General features: G+C 75.0%; 15 protein-coding genes. 7 read left to right on the forward strand and 8 right to left on the reverse strand.

Going from position 1 to position 17,900, the window contains the following annotated elements; translation table 11 throughout:
* Window positions 1-63: 63 nt before the first annotated feature.
* From ACFXMG_RS10200 to ACFXMG_RS10215, 4 genes are all read right to left on the reverse strand, one after another.
* Window positions 64-1,224, reverse strand: coding sequence for an MFS transporter (locus ACFXMG_RS10200; protein ID WP_383828347.1), 1,161 nt, complete (start codon window positions 1,222-1,224; stop codon window positions 64-66).
* Window positions 1,225-1,299: 75 nt separating this feature from the next.
* Window positions 1,300-1,707, reverse strand: a complete 408-nt coding sequence (locus tag ACFXMG_RS10205) for a hypothetical protein (protein ID WP_383828371.1) — start codon at window positions 1,705-1,707, stop codon at window positions 1,300-1,302.
* 146 nt (window positions 1,708-1,853) lie between these two features.
* On the reverse strand, window positions 1,854-3,299 hold the full coding sequence (locus ACFXMG_RS10210) for a peptidoglycan D,D-transpeptidase FtsI family protein (protein ID WP_383828349.1): 1,446 nt from the start codon (window positions 3,297-3,299) through the stop codon (window positions 1,854-1,856).
* A 125-nt stretch (window positions 3,300-3,424) separates the two neighbouring features.
* Window positions 3,425-4,195: an IclR family transcriptional regulator gene (locus tag ACFXMG_RS10215; protein WP_383828351.1), complete on the reverse strand. Its 771-nt coding sequence runs from the start codon at window positions 4,193-4,195 to the stop codon at window positions 3,425-3,427.
* Window positions 4,196-4,333: 138 nt separating this feature from the next.
* On the opposite strand from ACFXMG_RS10215, the gene ACFXMG_RS10220 reads away from it, so the two are divergent.
* On the forward strand, window positions 4,334-5,827 hold the full coding sequence (locus tag ACFXMG_RS10220; protein WP_383828353.1) for an aldehyde dehydrogenase (NADP(+)): 1,494 nt from the start codon (window positions 4,334-4,336) through the stop codon (window positions 5,825-5,827).
* A 25-nt stretch (window positions 5,828-5,852) separates the two neighbouring features.
* Here the strand turns inward: ACFXMG_RS10220 and ACFXMG_RS10225 are convergent, their stop codons facing one another.
* Complete coding sequence (locus ACFXMG_RS10225) at window positions 5,853-7,220, reverse strand: MFS transporter (protein WP_383828373.1); 1,368 nt, start codon at window positions 7,218-7,220, stop codon at window positions 5,853-5,855.
* 289 nt (window positions 7,221-7,509) lie between these two features.
* Between ACFXMG_RS10225 and ACFXMG_RS10230 the strand changes: the two genes are divergently transcribed.
* From ACFXMG_RS10230 to ACFXMG_RS10240, 3 genes are all read left to right on the forward strand, one after another.
* A complete protein-coding gene (locus ACFXMG_RS10230; protein WP_383828355.1) occupies window positions 7,510-8,442 on the forward strand; it encodes a GlxA family transcriptional regulator in 933 nt (310 codons plus the stop codon).
* Window positions 8,443-8,508: 66 nt separating this feature from the next.
* Window positions 8,509-9,225 carry a DsbA family oxidoreductase gene (locus ACFXMG_RS10235; RefSeq protein WP_383828357.1) on the forward strand — a complete coding sequence of 239 codons (717 nt, stop codon included), beginning with the start codon at window positions 8,509-8,511 and terminating at the stop codon, window positions 9,223-9,225.
* A gap of 201 nt (window positions 9,226-9,426) precedes the next feature.
* Window positions 9,427-10,485: an aminotransferase class V-fold PLP-dependent enzyme gene (locus ACFXMG_RS10240; RefSeq protein WP_383828359.1), complete on the forward strand. Its 1,059-nt coding sequence runs from the start codon at window positions 9,427-9,429 to the stop codon at window positions 10,483-10,485.
* A 166-nt stretch (window positions 10,486-10,651) separates the two neighbouring features.
* Here ACFXMG_RS10240 and ACFXMG_RS10245 read toward each other — a convergent pair whose 3' ends face one another.
* Window positions 10,652-11,752 carry a pyridoxal-phosphate-dependent aminotransferase family protein gene (locus ACFXMG_RS10245; RefSeq protein WP_383828375.1) on the reverse strand — a complete coding sequence of 367 codons (1,101 nt, stop codon included), beginning with the start codon at window positions 11,750-11,752 and terminating at the stop codon, window positions 10,652-10,654.
* 86 nt (window positions 11,753-11,838) lie between these two features.
* On the opposite strand from ACFXMG_RS10245, the gene ACFXMG_RS10250 reads away from it, so the two are divergent.
* Window positions 11,839-12,924 carry an amidohydrolase family protein gene (locus ACFXMG_RS10250; RefSeq protein ID WP_383828361.1) on the forward strand — a complete coding sequence of 362 codons (1,086 nt, stop codon included), beginning with the start codon at window positions 11,839-11,841 and terminating at the stop codon, window positions 12,922-12,924.
* Window positions 12,925-12,957: 33 nt separating this feature from the next.
* On the opposite strand, the gene ACFXMG_RS10255 is transcribed toward ACFXMG_RS10250, so the two are convergent.
* Complete coding sequence (locus ACFXMG_RS10255; RefSeq protein ID WP_383828363.1) at window positions 12,958-13,524, reverse strand: GNAT family N-acetyltransferase; 567 nt, start codon at window positions 13,522-13,524, stop codon at window positions 12,958-12,960.
* Window positions 13,521-15,617, reverse strand: coding sequence for a penicillin acylase family protein (locus tag ACFXMG_RS10260; RefSeq protein ID WP_383828365.1), 2,097 nt, complete (start codon window positions 15,615-15,617; stop codon window positions 13,521-13,523). The genes ACFXMG_RS10255 and ACFXMG_RS10260 overlap by 4 nt, the downstream gene beginning before the upstream one ends.
* Before the next feature lie 104 nt (window positions 15,618-15,721).
* Between ACFXMG_RS10260 and ACFXMG_RS10265 the strand changes: the two genes are divergently transcribed.
* Both ACFXMG_RS10265 and ACFXMG_RS10270 read left to right on the forward strand, forming a co-directional pair.
* Complete coding sequence (locus tag ACFXMG_RS10265) at window positions 15,722-16,441, forward strand: siderophore-interacting protein (protein WP_383828367.1); 720 nt, start codon at window positions 15,722-15,724, stop codon at window positions 16,439-16,441.
* 342 nt (window positions 16,442-16,783) lie between these two features.
* Window positions 16,784-17,836 (forward strand): SCO1860 family LAETG-anchored protein, encoded by a 1,053-nt coding sequence (locus tag ACFXMG_RS10270; RefSeq protein ID WP_383828369.1) that lies wholly within the window; start codon window positions 16,784-16,786, stop codon window positions 17,834-17,836.
* Window positions 17,837-17,900: the final 64 nt, after the last annotated feature.

Consider the following 17,900-nt stretch of genomic DNA (forward strand, 5'->3'; position numbering starts at 1 on the left):
GGGGGCCGTGCTCGCCGCCCCTTCCATGCTCCCCGGCCGGGTGCGGGGACGCACCACGAGGCGTCACGAGGAGCCGGTGGCGGCGCCCGCACGCGCGCGTGCCGGGGTGGTCCTCGCCGTGAGCGCCGCCCCGGCCAGGCCCGCCGCCGCGAGCACCGGCAGCAGGACGTGGACGTCCACGGTCGTGACCAGGGCCGCGCCGAGCGCCAGGGCCAGCGCGTTCGGGACGAAGAGCAGGGTGTGGGCGGTGGCGGCGACCCGGCCGACCGCCTCCGCGGGGGCCTCCCGCTGGACCGCCGTCATCGCGGCCACCAGGACCCACGGCAGACCGAGGCCGATCACCGCGCTCGCCGCCAGCGCCGCCGCCTCGTACGGCAGCGCCCGTACCCCCGCCGCCGCCGCGAAGAGCGCGAGCCCGGCGGCGGCGAGCAGCCGCTCCGGCACCCGCCGCAGCAGCGGCCCGGTGGTCAGCCCCGCCAGGACCGAACCGGCGCCCTGCACCGCGTACAGCACCCCGGCGTAGGCGGGCGGCCGGCCGAGTCCCTGGTCGACCACCGCGTACACCGCCGCCCCGTTCAGCCCGGCGAGCAGCAGGGTGAAGGCGCCGGTGGCGACCAGCGGGCGCAGCACCGGCGAGGCGGCGAGCAGCCGGACGCCCTCGGCGGTCTCCCGCCGCCACGCCCCCCGCTCGCGCGGCGCGGGCGCGGGCCGCTCCTCCCGCACCCGCATCGCGGCGAACGCGCCCGCCGCCAGCGCGAAGCTCGCCGCGTCCAGGAGGACCACAGGCCCGCCGCCGTAACGGGCGAAGAGCCCCGCCGCGGCCAGCGGGGCGATCAGCTTCACCGACTCGTTCGCCGTCATCCGCCACCCGTTGACCGAGCCGAGCCGCTCCTTGGCGAAGCCGGTCGCGAGCAGCGCCTGCTCGGCCGCCTCGTGGACGGCGCCCTGCGCCCCGTACAGCACGAGGACGGCGAAGAGCAGCCACACCCGGTCGGCCGAGGTCACCCAGAGCAGCAGCGGCAGCACCGCCACCATCGCGAGGTCGAGGGCGATCAGCAGCGGGCGGCGGCGCACCCGGTCGGCGAGCGTGCCGAGCAGCGGCCCGAGGAGGGCGGGGGCCCAGAGGGCGAAGGCGGTCAGGGCCGCGAGACCGTCCGAACCCGTCAGCGACTTGACCCAGATCCCGGAGACCAGCCACATCGCCGTCGTCCCGAACCCGGACACGACCACACCTGTCAGATACCAGCGCATGGACGGAGACTGACGTCTGAGGCGGGCCCGGGGGATCGGTCACCTGCCCTATTCCGGGCGACCGCCGCGGACCCCGTCGGCCCCGGACCGCTTCCGCTCGTACCACAGCGCCGCCCCCGTCACCACGGCACCGAGCCCCTCCCACAGGCCCACCCCGAGGAAGCCGGAGGGCGCCCGCCCGGTGACGACCGCGAGGGTGAAGACCGCGCAGGTGAGGAGCCGGAAGGGCACCGTCCAGCGGAAGAACGCCCGCCAGTCGGAGAGGGCGGCGAGCACGTAGTACACGCCCATGTTGAGCGCGGCCATCGAGGAGGCGGTGAGGAAGACCAGCGTGTGGTCGCCCTCCGCGCGCCCTCCCTCGGGCACCGGCTCGAAGCCCATCACCGTGAGGAGGGCGTCGGGGGCGACCAGGCCCACCACCCCCAGGGCGGCGGCGAGGAGGCCGAAGACCGCCATGGTCCAGCCGGACAGCGAACGGGGCAGGGGACGCACGACGGGCCTCCGCGGAGCAAGATCGACAGTTCGAGAACGCGTGTTCTGTTCGAGCGTGACCCTGCATATCGCGCCGGGGCCCGCGGGGGCCAATCCGGCCCCCGCGGACGTCACTTCAGCGCCGCCTCCATCATCTTCTGCGCCACCGGCGCCGCCAGGCCGTTGCCGCTCACCTCGGACCGGGCCGCGCCCGAGTCCTCGATCAGCACGGCCACCGCCACCTGCTTCCCGGTCGACGGGTCCTTCGCGTACGAGGTGAACCAGGCGTACGGCGTCCTGCTGTTGTTCTCGCCGTGCTGCGCCGTGCCCGTCTTGCCGCCGACCTCGGCCCCGGAGATCGCCGCGTTGGTGCCGGTGCCCTGCTCCACCACCGTCACCATCGCGCTGCGCAGCTGCTCGGCGGTGGTGGAGGAGACGATCCGGGTGACGTCGCCGTCGTGGGTCTCCAGCGCGTCGCCGTCGGAGTCGACCACCTGGGAGACCATGTGCGGGGCGGCCAGCTGCCCGTCGTTGGCGATCACCGCCGAGACCATCGCCATCTGGAGCGGGGTGGCGGTGACCTCGAACTGCCCGATGCCGGTGAGCGCGGTCTGCGCCGCGTCCATCCCGGACGGGTAGACGCTCGGATAGGCGCGGACCGGCACGTCCAGCTCGTCGTCGTTGAAGCCGAACTTCTCCGCCATCGCCTTCACCTTGTCCTGGCCCAGGTCGGCGGCCATCTTGCCGAAGACGTTGTTGCAGGAGTACTGGAGCGCGGTGCGGATCGTCGCGTTCTCGCAGGGCGCCGAGGCGTTCTCGTTCTTCAGGACGGTCCGGGTGTTCGGCAGGGTGTACGGGGTCGGGCTGTCGGTCCGTACGTCCACGGAGGAGTACAGGCCGTCCTCCAGGGCCGCGGCCGCGACGACCAGCTTGAAGGTGGAGCCGGGCGGCAGCGGCTGCCGCAGCGCCCGGTTGACCAGCGGCTTGTCGGGGTCCTCCGACAGCTTCTTCCACGCGTCGCCGTCCGTCGTCCCGGCGATGTCCGAGGGGTCGTAGGAGGGCGTGGAGACCATGGCGAGGATCCGGCCGCTGGCCGGGTCGATCGCGACCGCCGCGCCCTTCGTGCTCCCGAGCGCCCGGTAGCCGGCCTTCTGCACGTCCGGGTCGATCGTGGTGACGACCGTGCCCGGCTCCTGCTGCTTGCGGGTGACCGCGTCCACCGGGTTCTTCAGCCGGTCGTCGGTGCCGTCCAGGATCCCGGAGTAGATGCCCTCCAGCTGGGTCGCGCCGTACGCCTGCGAGCTGTAGCCGGTGACCGCCGCGTACAGCTCGCCGTCCGTGTAGCTGCGCTCGTACGCGAGATCACCGCTCTCGGCGTGCTTCGAGCCGGTGACCGGCGAGCCGGCCACGACGATGTTGCCGAGCGGCTGCGCGTACTGCGCGATGGTCTTCCGCCGGTTCTTGCTGTCGTTCGCGAGCGCCTTGCCCTCGTACGCCTGCACCCACGTGGCCCGCCCGAGGAGGGCGAGCACGAGGAGCAGCGCGAAGACCGAGGTGCGCCTGATCGTCTTGTTCATGGCACCTGGAGGGACGAACGGGGAGGCGCGGGACGTTCCGGGTGCGGCCCGATTCTCAGGAAACGTTCATGCGGCACGCATCCGCCGACGGTGGCCGAAACGCGTCCGTCGCCGAGTGGCGGGGCTCACAGCCGGCGGGTCGCCAGGGTCAGCCGGTCGCGCGCGTCGAAGAGCGCGTCCTTGATCAGCTGCTCGTGGCCCGGGGTCAGCCGGGCGGCCGGCACCGAGCAGCTCAGCGCGTCCCGCGCCGGGGTCCGGTAGGGGATCGCCACCGCGAAGCAGCGCAGCCCCAGGGTGTTCTCCTCGCGGTCCACCGCGTACCCCAGCTCGCGCACGACCTCCAGCTCCGCGATCAGCCGCTCCCGGTCGGTGATCGTGTGCTCGGTCACCGGCGGCAGGGTCCTCGGCAGCAGCTCCCGCACCTGCTCGTCGTCGTGGGTGGCGAGCAGCGCCTTGCCCAGCGCGGTCGAGTGCGCGGGGAGCCGCCGGCCGACCCGGGTGAAGGGCCGCAGGTGGTGCTGGGACTGGCGGGTGGCCAGATAGACCACGCTGGTGCCGTCGAGACGGGCGAGGTGGACGGTCTCCGTGGTGTCGTCCGAGAGCCGGTCCAGGGTGACCCGGGAGGCCGCCACGACCTCGTCGCCGTCGATGTACGAGGTCCCCACGAGCAGGGCCCGTACCCCGATGCCGTACCGGGTGCCGGTGGCGTCGGTCTCCACCCAGCCCAGCTCGACCAGGGTCCGCAGCAGCATGTACAGGCTCGACTTGGGGTAGCCCACGGCCTCCTGGACGGCAGCCAGGGTGTGCATCCCGGGCCGTCCGGCGAAGAACTCCAGCAGCTCCACCGTCCGCACCGCGGACTTCACCTGCGCACCGCTCGCGTCGGCACCCGCCATGACCCCGCCCCCTTCTCCCTGACTTCCGGACGACCTTGTGGGAACGCCCGTGGCGTCAATAGAGTCCACCCCGGAAGCGTTCATGCACAAGAACGACGTTCATCATAGTGAACAGCCCGAGTGAACAGAGGTGTCGCGGTGCCGGCAGCAGCAGTGTGGAGTGTGGACCCCCGGACGGGGAAGCGGCGCGAGCAGGTCGCGACGGAGGCCACAGCCGCCGACGTCGACCGCGCGGTCCGTGCCGCCCACGCCACCCGGGAGTCCCTGGCCGACCGCGCGGTCCGGGCCGCCTTCCTCCGGACCGCCGCCGACCTCCTCGACGGCTCCGCCGACGAGCTCGTCGCCACCGCCGACGCCGAGACCGCCCTCGGCGCCCCCCGGCTCACCGGCGAGGTCGCCCGCACCAGCGCCCAGCTGCGGGCCTTCGCCGCCGTCGTCGAGGACGGCGCCTTCCTCGACGTACGGATCGACCTGCCCGACCCGTCGGCCGTGCCGCCCCGCCCCGACCTGCGCCGCTGGAAGATCCCGCTCGGCGTCGTCGCCGTCTACGCCGCCAGCAACTTCCCGCTCGCCTTCTCCGTCCCCGGCGGCGACACCGCCAGCGCGCTGGCCGCCGGCTGCCCCGTCGTCGTCAAGGGCCACCCCGACCACCCGGCCACCTCCGAGCTGGCCGCCGCCCTGCTGCGCCGCGCCGCCGCCAAGGCCGGACTCCCCGAGGACGTCGTCGTCCTGCTGCACGGCTTCGACGCGGGCGTCGAGCTGGTCCGCCACCCGCTGGTCGCCGCGGCCGGCTTCACCGGCTCCGTGCGCGGCGGCCGGGCGCTCTTCGACGCCGCCGCCGCCCGCCCCGTACCGATCCCCTTCCACGGCGAGCTCGGCTCGCTCAACCCGGTCGTCGTCACCGCCGGCGCGGCCGCCGAGCGCGCCGAGGAGCTCGGCGCGGGCCTGGCCGGGTCGATGACCCTGGGTGCGGGCCAGTTCTGCACCAAGCCCGGCTTCGTCCTCGCCCCGGCCGGCGCCGACGGCGACCGCTTCCTCGCCGCCGTCACCGAGGGCGTCGCCCAGGCCGGCCCCGCCGTCCTGCTGGACCACCGGATGCGGGCCGCCTTCGTCGAGGGCGTCACCGAGCGGGCCGCCCTCGACGGCGTCGAGGCCCCCGTCGCGCCCGGCGCGGCCGACGAGCACACCGTCACCGCCGGCGTCCTCACCGTGGACGCGGCCCGGCTCGCCGACGGCGGCCACGCCCTCCTCCTGGAGGAGTGCTTCGGCCCCGTCACCGTCGTCGCCCGCTACACCGACGAGGCCGAGATCACCGCCGTCCTCGGCCGGCTGCCCGGCAACCTCACCGCCACCCTCCACTGCGCGGACGAGGACACCGCCGCCCCCGCCCTGCTCGCCGCCCTCACCCCGCTCGCGGGCCGCGTCCTCGTCGGCGGCTGGCCCACCGGCGTCGCCGTCGCCCCCGCCCAGCACCACGGCGGCCCCTACCCGGCCACCACCTCCACCTCCACCTCGGTCGGCGCCACGGCCATCGAACGCTGGCTCCGCCCCGTCACCTACCAGTCCACCCCCCAGCACCTCCTCCCCCCGGAACTCCGCGACGGCAACCCGCTGGGCCTGCCCCGGAGCTGAGCCCTGCCGGTGGCTTCGCCGGGACTCAGCGCTGCCCGCGCGGAAGCCGTAGTGACGCCAGGCCCGTCAGGGTGAGGAGGGCCGCGGCGATCAGCAGGCTCGTGGGCAGGGCCGTGGCGAAGCCCCGGGAGGCCAGGGAGCCGAAGACGGCGATGGCGAGGGCGCCCGCCGTCTGGCGGATCGCGTTCAGGAGGCCGGCCGCGGCGCCCGCCCGTTCCGCGGGCACCGCCTCCATCATCGCCGCGATCAGCGGCGGCAGGGAGAAGCCCACGCCCAGGGCCATCGGCACCAGGAGGAGTGCCTGTGCCAGGCGCGGGGTGTCCGCGTCCACCACGAGGAGCGCCAGCAGGCCGGGCACCGCGACCGCCTGGCCGAGCAGGGCCGGGAGCCGCGCCCCGTACCGCGCCGCCACGCGCGCGGAGAGGACGTTCACCCCCGCGAGCAGCACCGTCATCGGCAGGAACATCAGCCCCGCCTCCAGTGCCGAGAGGCCGAGCGCCTGCTGGAAGAAGAGGCCGAAGACGAAGAGGGTGCCGTAGAAGGCCACGCTGTTCGCCGCGCCCACCGTCACCGCGACCGCCACCGTCGTGTTCCGGAACAGGCCCAGCGGCACCACCGGATGCCTCCGCCGGGTCTCGACGAGCAGGAAGGCCGCGAAGGACACCCCCGCGAGCCCGAGCGCCCAGAGCCCCTCCGTACCGCCCTCGATGGCCGCGAAGGTCAACGCCCCGAGCGCCAGCGCCGCCGTCAGCTGGCCCGGCACGTCCAGCGGCGCCGGCCGCCGCGCCGAGGCCGCCACCCGGGCCAGCAGGAGCAGCGCGGCCAGACCGAGCGGCAGGTTGACGAAGAAGACGCCCCGCCAGCTCCACGCCGTCGTCAGCGCCCCGCCCGCCACCGGACCGAGCGCCACCGCGACCGTGCCGCCCGCCGCCCACAGCGACACCGCCCGCGCCCGCCGCACCGGATCCCCGTACGCCTCCCGTACGAGGGCGAGCGAGGCCGGCAGCATCACCGCCGCCGCCACCCCCTGCACCGCGCGGGCCGCGAGCAGCCCGGCCAGGCCGGGCGCGAGCCCGCAGGCCGCCGAGGCGAGCGTGAAGAGCACCGCACCCGCGCCGAAGGCCCGGCTCGCCCCGACCCGGTCGGCGAGCGCGCCCGTCGACAGCAGCAGCGCGGCGAAGACCAGCGTGTACGAGTCCACCACCCACTGGAGCCCCGTCATCCCCGTGCCCAGGTCCGAACCGATCGCCGGCAGGGCCACGTTGACGACGGAGGTGTCGAGGGTGATGAGCCCGAAGCCGAGCATCGCGGCGGCGAGCGCCGGACCGGGGGAGGCGGCGCCGGGACCGGCGGACGGGGCGGCGGCGGTGGTGGTGGGACGTGTGGGGATCATGGCTCCACCCTCCTGACCGGCGGCGCCGTACAGTAGTGGCCCGAATGCCAGATGACCGGAGGTTCTGGCCATGCCGTCGCCGCCGCCGCCCTCCTTGCCGGTGCCGCCCTCCTTCCCGGTGCCGCCCCCGCCCCACTCGTCCCCGGTGCCGCCCTCGTCCCCGGTGCCGCCTCCGCCCCACTCGTCCCCGCCGCCGCCCTCGTCCCCCGTGCCTCCCTTCCCCCTCTCGGCGAGTTCGCCCGGAGCGCCGGTCCGCAGGGTCGCCGTCATCGCCGCGCCGCCGGTCTCGATGTTCAACCTCGCCATCCCCGAGATGCTCTTCGGCAAGGTCGAGGTCGACGGCGGGCCCGGGTACGAGACCGTCATCTGCGCCCCCGACCCCGGACCGGTCGCCACCACCGGCGGCCTCGACCTCGTCGTCCCGCACGGCCTCGAAGCCGTCGAGGCGGCCGACACGGTGGTCCTCGCGGGCAGCGGCTCGTACACCGACCCCGACCCGCGCATCCTCGACGCCCTGCGCGCGGCCGCCGCCGGGGGCAAGCGGATCGCCTCCATCTGCACCGGCGCCTTCGCGCTCGCCGAGGCGGGACTCCTCGACGGCCGGGCCGCCACCACCTACTGGGCCTACCGACAGCTCCTCGCCGACCGGCACCCCGCCGTCGACCTCCGGGGCGACGTCCTCTTCGTCCAGGACGGGCCGCTCCTCACCTCCTCCGGCTACGCGGCCGGCATCGACCTCTGCCTGCACCTCATCCGCGCCGACCACGGAGCCGCCGTCGCCAACGCCGTCGCCCGGCTCGCCCTCGTCGCGCCGGTGCGCCCCGGCGGCCAGGCGCAGTTCACCGACACGCCGCTGCCGCCCGAGCGCGGGGTCTCCTTCGCCGCCACGCGCGCGTGGGTCATGGAACACCTCGACCGGCCGCTCACCCTCACCGACCTCGCCCGGCACGCCGGCGTCTCGGTCCGCACCCTCTCCCGCCGCTTCCGCGCCGAGACCGGCGTGAGCCCGCTCCAGTGGCTGCTGCGCCGGCGCGTCGAGCGGGCCAGGGAACTCCTGGAGACCACCTCCCTCGGCATGGACGCCGTCGCCCGGGCCAGCGGCCTCGGCTCCGCCGACTCGCTGCGCGGGCACCTGCTGCGCCGCACCGGCCTCACCCCGAGCGCCTACCGCGCCTCCTTCACGCGGGTGGCCCGCCTCACACCCGCCGCCGAAACGGAATGAAATCCGGCGAGGGCGGCGTTCCCGGAGACACAGCCCCCGTCCGTACCCCCCCGGAGAAGGAAAACCATGCGCGTAGAGATCTGGTCGGACATCGCGTGTCCCTGGTGCTACATCGGCAAGGCCCGTTTCGAGAAGGGTCTCGCGGCGTTCGCGCACCGCGAGGACGTCGAGGTCGTGCACCGGTCCTTCGAGCTGGACCCGCACCGCGCCAAGGGCGACACCGGGCCCGTCCTGGAGATGCTGGCGAAGAAGTACGGGCGGACGCTGGACGAGGCGCGGGCCATGGAGGCGCACGTGGCCTCCAACGCGCACGCCGAGGGGCTGGAGTACCTGACCGACGGGCGGGACCACGGCAACACCTTCGACATCCACCGGCTGCTGCACCTCGCCAAGGAGCGCGGCCGCCAGAACGAGCTGCTCGACCTCGCCTACCGGGCGAACTTCGCCGAGGAGCGGTCGGTCTTCGACGGCGAGACCCTCGTCGCCCTCGCCGTGGAGGCGGGGCTCGACGAGACCGAGGTACGGGGCGTCCTCGCGGACGGGACCGCGTACGCCGACGCCGTACGGGCCGACGAGCGCGAGGCGTCCGAACTCGGCGCCAACGGCGTGCCGTTCTTCGTCCTCGACCGCCGCTACGGCGTCTCCGGCGGCCAGCCCGCCGAGGTCTTCACCCAGGCCCTGGAGCAGGCATGGCAGGGCCGCGCCCTCCAGCCGATCACCGCCGCCGCCCCCGAAGCAGACGCCTGCGGCCCGGACGGCTGCGAGGTCCCGCGCCAGGCCTGACGGCCGCGTGCCTGACGGCCCCACGCGTCGGCCCCACGCGTCGGCCCCACGCCTGACGGCCGCGTGCCTGGCGCTGTGTCCGGGCCTGACGGTGCCTCCGGATCCGCGCAGGGCTCTGACCTGCGCGGATAAGTGGCGCTTGGGGATTCTCCATGATCGACGGGCATTGACGGGGGGTCTTGGGGAGCCCAGGCTGGGGCCATGGACTCCCTCGATCAGCCGCTCGGCGGCGCCGAGTTCGCCCCGCGGCGGACCTACCTGAACACCTCCGCCTGCGGCCTGCTGCCGCGCCGCACCGTCGAGGCGGTCACCCTCCTCGCCGAGGAGACCGCGGACGGGCGCCCCGACGGCGCGGGCAGCTTCGACATCGTCGACGAGGCGCGCGCCGCCTTCGCCCGGCTCGCCTCCGTCGCGCCCGAGCGGGTCGCCGTCGGCAGCTCGGTCGCCGTGCACTGCGGGATGATCGCCCAGTCGATGCCGGCCGGCGCCGAGATCCTCTTCGCCGAGGGCGACTTCTCCTCCGTCCTCACGCCCTTCACGGTCCGCGGCGACCTGAAGACCCGCTCCGTGCCGCTGGAGCGGCTCGCCGAGTCCGTCCGCCCGGAGACCGCGCTGGTCGCCTTCTCCTCCGTGCAGTCGGCGGACGGCCGCACCGCCGACCTCGCCGCCGTCCGGGCCGCCGCCGCGGCCCACGGGGCCCGTACCCTCCTGGACGCCACCCAGTCCGCGGGCTGGCTGCCGCTGGCGGCGGGGGAGTGGGACTACACGGTCGCCGGCGCCTACAAGTACCTGCTCTGCCCGCGCGGCGCCTCCTTCCTCACGGTCACCGAGGAGGCCCAGGACAGCCTGCTGCCGATCCACGCGGGCTGGGTCACCGGCGAGGAGCTGTGGGTCAACAGCTACGGCCCGGTGCGCGAACTCGCCCGCTCCGCCCGCCGGTTCGACGAGCCGGCCGCCTTCCTCTCGTACCACGGCGCCGCCCGCTCGCTGGCCCTCCTGGAGGAGATCGGCATCGAGCGGATCGAGGCCCACGACAAGGGGCTCGCCGCCCGCTTCCGGTCCGGTCTGCTCGCCGCAGGCCACGAGCCGGTCATGGACGACTCCACGGTCGTCGCCGTGCCCGGGCTCGGCCACCGCGCGGACGCCCTGCGCGACGCCGGCGTCCTGCTGTCGGCCCGCGCCGGCAACCTGCGGGCCTCCTTCCACCTCTACAACACGGCGGCGGACGTCGACCGCGCCCTGGACGTCCTCGCGGGCTGAGGTCCGAGCAGTAGTTCAGCAGCTCAGCAGCTCAGCAGCTCAGCAGCTCAGCAGCTCAGCGGCGCGAGGCCGGCCGGCGAGCTCTCCTCCGGGTCGGCCCAGCCGCCGCCCCACGGCGCACGGAAGGGCGGGGTCCGGCAGCCGGACCCCGCCCTTCGCGTACCGGCTACGCCCAGGCCGCCGTGACCGCCCGGCGCGCGCCCTCCAGGTCCACCTTCCGGCCCGCCTCGCCGAGCACCGCGCCCAGCGCGGCCAGCGATGACTGCACCGCGTTCGGCGTCGCGTCGGCCCCGTAGTGGTTCACCCGGATCATCTCGTGCGCCAGCGCCCCGCCGCCCGCGATCAGCGGCAGCGACGGGTCGGCGGCGAGCGCCTTCGCCACCAGGGCGGAGGCGTCCAGCTCCGCGGGGACCCGCAGCGTCGTCGCCACCGGCGCCGCGTCCCGCGCCTCGTACACGTACGGCTCCAGACCGCCGCCCAGTGCCACGGCGCCCGCGCGGGTCGCCGCCGCCGCCGAGGCGTGCCGGGCCATCAGCGCGTCCAGGCCCTCGGCCTCGATCCGCTCCACGCACGCCTCCAGGGCCAGCATCTCCAGCTGCGCCGGAGCGTGGAGGAGCGCCTTGCGGCCGCCGTCGATCCAGCGCTCCTTCCAGTCGAGGAGGGAGAGGTACGAGCGGCGCGGGGCGGCCGGGTTGGCGGCGAACCGCTCCCAGGCGCGGGCGCTCACCGACACCGCGGAGACGCCCGCCGGGCCGCCCATCGCCTTCTGCGCGCCGATGATGCACATGTCGACGCCCCAGGCGTCCGGCAGCACCGGCTCGGCGCCGATCGAGGCCACCGCGTCCAGGTAGAAGAGCGCGCCGTGGGCGCGGACGACCTCGCCGATCTCCGCGACCGGGTTGGTGTTGCCGGTGGCGGCCTCCGCGTGCACCAGCGAGACGAAGCCGATCTCCGGGTGCTCGGCCAGCGCCCGCTCGACCTGCTCGGCGGTGACCGCCGTGTGGAAGGGGACGGCGAGGTCGATCACGGTCGCGCCGCAGTCGCGCAGCCAGTTCCCGAAGGTCTGGCCGTACGGGCCGGTGACGACGTTCAGCGCGGTCGACCCGGCCGGCGCCCCGCTGCGGATGCACCCCTCCAGCGGCAGCAGCGCCTCGCCCTGGGTGATCACCACGTCCTGCTCGGTGGAGAGCAGCGCGGCGACCCGCCGCTCGATGGACGCGAAGTGCGAGGCGGTCATCGGGGCCAGGTCGAGCAGCGGGTGTGTCACGGTCACGGTGGTGCCTTCTCGGGTCGGTGGTACGGCCGGAGCCAGCGTACGCCCACCGCTCCGGCGGTCCCTCGTACAGTGCTGGCATGAGCGATCACGAGGTGTTGCACGTGAAGGGGCGGGTGCTCGTCGGCCCGGAGGACGTACGGGACGAACTCTGGTGCGTGGACGGGCGGATCACCTTCGAGCGGCCCGCCGGGGAGGCGCTGGCCGTCGAGGGCTGGGCGCTGCCCGGTCTGGTCGACGCGCACTGCCACGTCGGCCTGGACCGGCACGGGCCCGTCGACGCGGACACCGCCGAGAAGCAGGCCCTCACCGACCGGGATGCCGGCACCCTGCTGATCCGGGACGCGGGCTCGCCCTCCGACACCCGCTGGATCGACGACCGCGAGGACCTGCCGAAGATCATCCGGGCCGGCCGGCACATCGCCCGCACCCGCCGCTACATCCGCAACTACGCGCACGAGATCGAGCCCGCCGACCTCGTCGCCTACGTGGGGCGGGAGGCGCGGCGCGGCGACGGCTGGGTCAAGCTGGTCGGCGACTGGATCGACCGCGAGGTCGGCGACCTGACGCCGTCCTGGCCGCGCCCGGAGGTGGAGGCGGCGATCGCGGAGGCGCACCGGCTCGGCGCGCGGGTCACCGCCCACTGCTTCGCCGAGGACTCGCTGCGCGACCTCGTCGAGGCGGGGATCGACTGCATCGAGCACGCCACGGGCCTGACGGAGGAGACGATCCCGCTCTTCGCGGAGCGCGGGGTGGCCATCGTCCCCACACTGGTCAACATCGCGACCTTCCCGCACCTCGCGGACGGCGGCGAGGCCAAGTTCCCCCGCTGGTCGGCCCATATGCGCCGGCTGCACGCGCGCCGGTACGACACCGTGCGCGCGGCCTACGACGCGGGCGTGCCGGTCTTCGTCGGCACCGACGCGGGCGGCTCCCTCGCCCACGGCCTGGTCGCCGAGGAGGTCGAGGAGCTGACGAAGGCCGGCATCCCGGCCCTCGACGCGCTCTCGGCCACCACCTGGGGGGCGAGGGCCTGGCTGGGCCGCCCCGCCCTGGAGGAGGGCGCCCCCGCCGACCTCGTCGTCTACGACCAGGACCCGCGCGCGGACGTCCGCGTCCTCGCGGCCCCGCGGCGGGTCGTGGTCAACGGCCGGATCCTGGCCTGAGCGGGCCCCGGCGGGGAGCCGCCGGGAGGAGCCTCAGACGGCCCGGCGCAGGAAGGCCAGCCGGGCCTTCTTCTCCGGGATGAACACCTCCGGCAGGTCGACCTCGGGGAGGACGACCTCCGGGCCGAGCTCGAATCCGGCCTTCGCCATGCGGGAGACGGCCTTCTCGTTCGCCGCGTCCGGCTCGACCACGATCCGGAGGTGGTCGCGGTGGCAGTAGGCGACCAGCGCGCTGATCAGACCGGCCGAGAAGCCGTGGGACGGGGCGCTGCTGGGGGCGATGAAGAAGTGGCAGCCTATGTCGCCCTCCTCCACCTCGTAGCACTCGCTGACCCGGTCGGCCTCGGGCTCGTACGTCTGGAAGATCGCGGCCGGCGCCCCGTCGAGCTCCACCATGAAGCCGTGGTGGGTGGTGAGCGAGTCCAGGTGCGCGTAGATGTCGCGGACCTGCTCGACGGTGGTGCCGTTCATGCCCCAGAAGCGCGCCCGCTCCTCGTTGACCCACGCGTGGATGAGCGGGGCGTCCGCGTCCGGGACGATGGGCCGGATGCTGACGGTGCCGAGGCCCTCGACGGTCTGGACGTGTACGGGGGTGGTCATCCCTGCTCCTTGGTGAGGCGGTTCCAGTCGGTGGTGACGGGGGCGAGTTCGCCCCGCAGCCACAGGGGGAGTTGGTCTTCGTGGTGCGGGTCGCCGGCCACCCCGGACGCGCCGAACGGCACGATCCAGCCGCCGCGTCCGCGGTCGGCGAGGTCCCACACGTACCGGGCGGCGGAGGCCCGGGCGCCGCGGTCGGTGTAGCCGGGGGCGCTGGAGGTGGAGAGCACGCAGTCGTGGTCGCCGCCGAGCGCGGGCCACCGCTCGTCGTCGGGATCGGGCAGCGCCTGCCAGGGCGCGAGGCGGTGGGTGGCGCCCCAGGCGGCGGGCGGCTCGCCCGCGCCGGTCTCCTCCAGCGCCTCGCGGACGGTCCGGGCGACGTCGCCGGCCGGCACGGGGCCGGTGACCAGCAGCGTCTCCAGGGCGAGGCCGACCCGGGGGCCGAGGTACAGCCAGGGCCGGAACACCTCGGGGTACGGGGCGGGTTCGCGCAGCCCGGCGAAGACCTCGTGCGCGGCGAGCCGGCGCACCACCGCGCCGCGCACGGCGGCGTAGAGCCCGGCGTCGACGCTGTCGGCCTCCATCCGCCGGTCCCAGGCGAGCAGCCGCTTCCGGACGTCCGCGGCGGCGGGGGAGAGGCCGTCGGAGGCGGCCTCCACGGCGGCGAGCAGCCGGGCGGCCGCGCGGCTGTCGGTGTCGCGGTGGACGGCGGCGGTGGCCTCGGCGGTCCAGGCGTCGGAGGCGTCGAGCAGCTCGGCGATCCGGTCGGCCCGGTGCGGGGGCGCGAACTCCACGCCGAGCGGGGCGGCGAGCCCCCGCGCGTTGGCCATCACCGCGTACCCGCCCGTCACCTCGGCGCGCGGCAGCGGCGCGGGCTCCGGGGCCCAGGCGTGCGCCGGATCCCAGGCCGGTACGGGCCGCAGGGAGTTGGCCCGGTCCCGGACCGGGACGTGCCCGGCGACCCGGTGCAGCAGCCCGCCCTCGGTGTCGGCGGCGAGCACCACGTTCACCGGCTCCACCCAGGCGTCGAGCGCCGCGTCGACCCCGGCGACGGTACGGGCGGCGAGCAGGCGCGGCAGGGCCTCGAAGCCCAGCCGGCCGGTGACCCGGGGCACGTACCGCAGGCTCAGCCCCTCCCACTCGGCGCCCGCGTCCGGCGCGTCGCCCACGCGCTCCGGCGCCTCGCCCGCGATCACCGGGCCGCGCTCGGTCTCGATCACCTCGATCAGGACCGGCTCGCCGCCGGAGACCTCGACCGTCTCGGTGTGCGCGGCGGCCGGGCGCCAGCCCTCGGGGCCGTACGCCTCCACTCCGCCGTCTCCGGTGCGCCGCAGCCGCTCGCGGTAGAGGTCCTGGTAGTCGGCCATCGCGTTGGTGATGGCCCAGGCGACCTGCCCGGTGTGCCCGAAGTGGGCGAGTCCGGGCACACCTGGCACCGCGAGCCCGACCACGTCGTACGCGGGGCAGGCGAGCCGGATCTGCTGGTAGACGCCCGGCGACTCGATGAACCGGTGCGGGTCGCCGGCCACCAGGGCCGCCCCGCTCGCGGTCCGCTCCCCGGCCACCAGCCAGCCGTTGGACCCGGCCGTGGCCGGCCCGTCGGCGGCGAACAGCTCGGTCCACTCCTCGCCCAGGCCGGTCGCCACCTGCTCGCGCCACAGCTTGGTCGGGAACCCGGCGAAGAGGATGTGGGTGGAGAGCCAGACGGCCAGCGGCGTCCACGCCTCCCAGCGGCCCGGGAGGAGGCCGGTGGCCGCGAACTCGGGGGCGCGGCGGGCCCCTTCGGCCAGCCCGTCGTTCACCCCGTCCGCGTACGCCCGCACCCACGCGGCGGTCTCCGGGTCGGTCTCCTCCAGGCGGGCCAGGCAGCGGCGCGCGGTGTCGGCGAGCCTGGCCCGGCGGACGAAGACGTCCCAGCCGGTCTCGGCGGCGCCGAGGAAGGCGGCCGTGGTGCCCTGGGCGCGGTGGCGCTCGACCTCCAGCTGCCAGGCGCGGTCCCGCGCGGTGACCCGGCCCTGCGCGAAGGCCAGTTCCTCCGGGTCCGCGGCGCGGAGATGGGGGACGCCGTACGCGTCCCGGTAGACCTCGATGCTCACGCGATCCGATCCCGTCCGTGTGCTTCCAGATGTCGTTAGGTTAGGCTGGCCTAAATTAATCGCCGACCCAAAGTAACCCATGGGTCCCGGGGGAGGAGCACGCGGTGGGGCACGGGTGGCAGGGCGCCGTCCTGAAGCTGATGGGCGCCAAGGACTTCACGTTCACCGTCACGGGGGCCGAGCAGGTCACCGAGGACTACCGGAGCGTCCACTTCACCGACGGCGGGCTGCTCGCCGCCGCCGGGATCCACCCGACGATGTGGGTCCGGATCTGGTTCGAGAACGCCGGCAAGCCGCACCAGCGCGGCTACACCCTGGTCGACCCCGACCTGGAGGCCGGCACCTTCAGCCTGGAGTTCGCCCTCCACGACGGACCCGCCAGCCACTGGGCGCGCGGCTGCGCCCCCGGCGACACCGTCGAGGCCACCCTCCAGGGCACCGGCTTCGAGACCCCCGAACCCCGGCCGGCGCGGCTGCTCGTCATCGGCGACCCCGCCTCGCTGCCCGCCGTGAACTCGCTGCTCGACGCCCACCCGGACCTCCCGGCCACCATCTGGTTCGAGACCCAGCACGCCTCCGACGAGGAGCTGCCCTTCCGTACCGACCCGGACCGCCACGAGCTGCGCCGGGTGCCCCGGCAGCGGTCCGGCGCCGCCCTCGTCGAGCGGGTCAGGGCCGAACTGCCCGCGCTCGCCGGCCCCGAGGCGTACGTGTGGATCGCCTGCGACACCGCGACCACCCGCGCCCTGGCCGCCTACGCCCGCAAGGAACTGGCGCTGCCCAAGGAGCGGGTCCACGCGCTGGGCTACTGGCGCGCGAGCTGAACCGGGCCGTTTCGGCGCGATGTTGACGATCCGTGACCCCACCGGGGCGCGGATCGTTTTTCTTGCTCACGTGGCGCTCACGTGGAGCTCCCGTGACGCTCCGCGAGCGCCGGACACACCTCCCCGTACGAAACACGCGGGACGACCGGGAACGGTTGTGTCGTAAAGAATCGAAAATGAACACGGAAACCCCCCTTTGGAGTGAACTCACGGCAGGCGACTGTCAGTTCACTCTCCGTGCGTAAAGATTCCGGTGTCTCAAGTCGCCGCCGCCGCGCAGACCCACCGTCCCCGTGGTGAGCGGCCGGCGACGCCATGTCCTTCTGTGGGGGTTCCACCATCTTGAACAGCAACACCTTCCGCGCGCCCGTCCGCCGCACCGCCGCCGCCGCGACCGTCGTCGCCCTGGCCGTCGGCCCCGTGCTCCTCGCGGCCCCCGCCGCCCAGGCGAAGGACGGCGAGAGCGGCGAGGGCCGCGCCACCGCCGTCGTGCTGCGCGCCGGACTCGACGTCTCCCTGGTCGGCGAGACCGTCCGGGTCCCGGTCCGCGCCACGCTCAACGAGGTCAAGGCGCCCGCGAGCGAGAGCGAGACCGCGCTCAGCGTGAAGGTGCGGGGCGCGGAGGACGACAAGCCCATCGACATCCTCACCGCCGACGTCGCCACCTCGACCGCCACCGTCGACGAGAAGAAGGCCGAGGGGTACGTCAACCTCGCCAAGGCCCGCCTGCACGTGCCCGGACTGCCCGCCCTCGCCATCATCGAGGTCGAGAAGGTCACCTCCAAGGCGGTCTGCGAGGCCGGCCGCAAGCCGGTCGCCGAGTCCAACGTCCTCGGCTCCGTCCGCGTCCTCGGCCAGAAGATCACCCTCTCCGCAGGCGGCCGCAGCCAGGTCGACGTGCCGGCCGTCGGCACGGTCACCCTCGACCTCTCCCGCACCACCGTGACCGAGCGCACCGCCGCCGCCACCGCCCTGGAGCTCAACGTCGAGGTCGACCCGCTCAAGCTCGGCGTGGCCAAGGTCAAGGGCACCGTCACCCTCGCCGAGGCCACCTGCGAGACGCCCAAGGGCGCGACCCCGACCGAGAAGCCCACCGAGAAGCCCACGGAGCAGCCGACCGAGAAGCCGACCGAGCAGCCCACGGAGAAGCCGACCGAGCAGCCGACCCAGGAGCCCACCGAGAAGCCCACCGCGCAGCCCTCGCCGGAGCCCACCGAGCCCGAGGACGACGGCGGCATCAAGACCAACAACGGCGGCTCCACCCCGACCGAGAACCTCGCCGAGACCGGCGGCAGCTCCACCACCCCGTACATCGCGGGCGGAGCCCTCGCCCTGCTCCTCGCCGGCGGTGGCGCCGTGGCCCTGACCAGGTTCCGCGCCCGCGCCCGGGGCTGACGGCCCGAGGGGGACCGGAGGGGGAACCGGGCCGGGGCGGGCGGTGTGACGACACCGCCCGCCC

Source organism: Streptomyces sp. NPDC059201, from assembly GCF_042754585.1.
GTDB lineage: Bacteria > Actinomycetota > Actinomycetes > Streptomycetales > Streptomycetaceae > Streptomyces.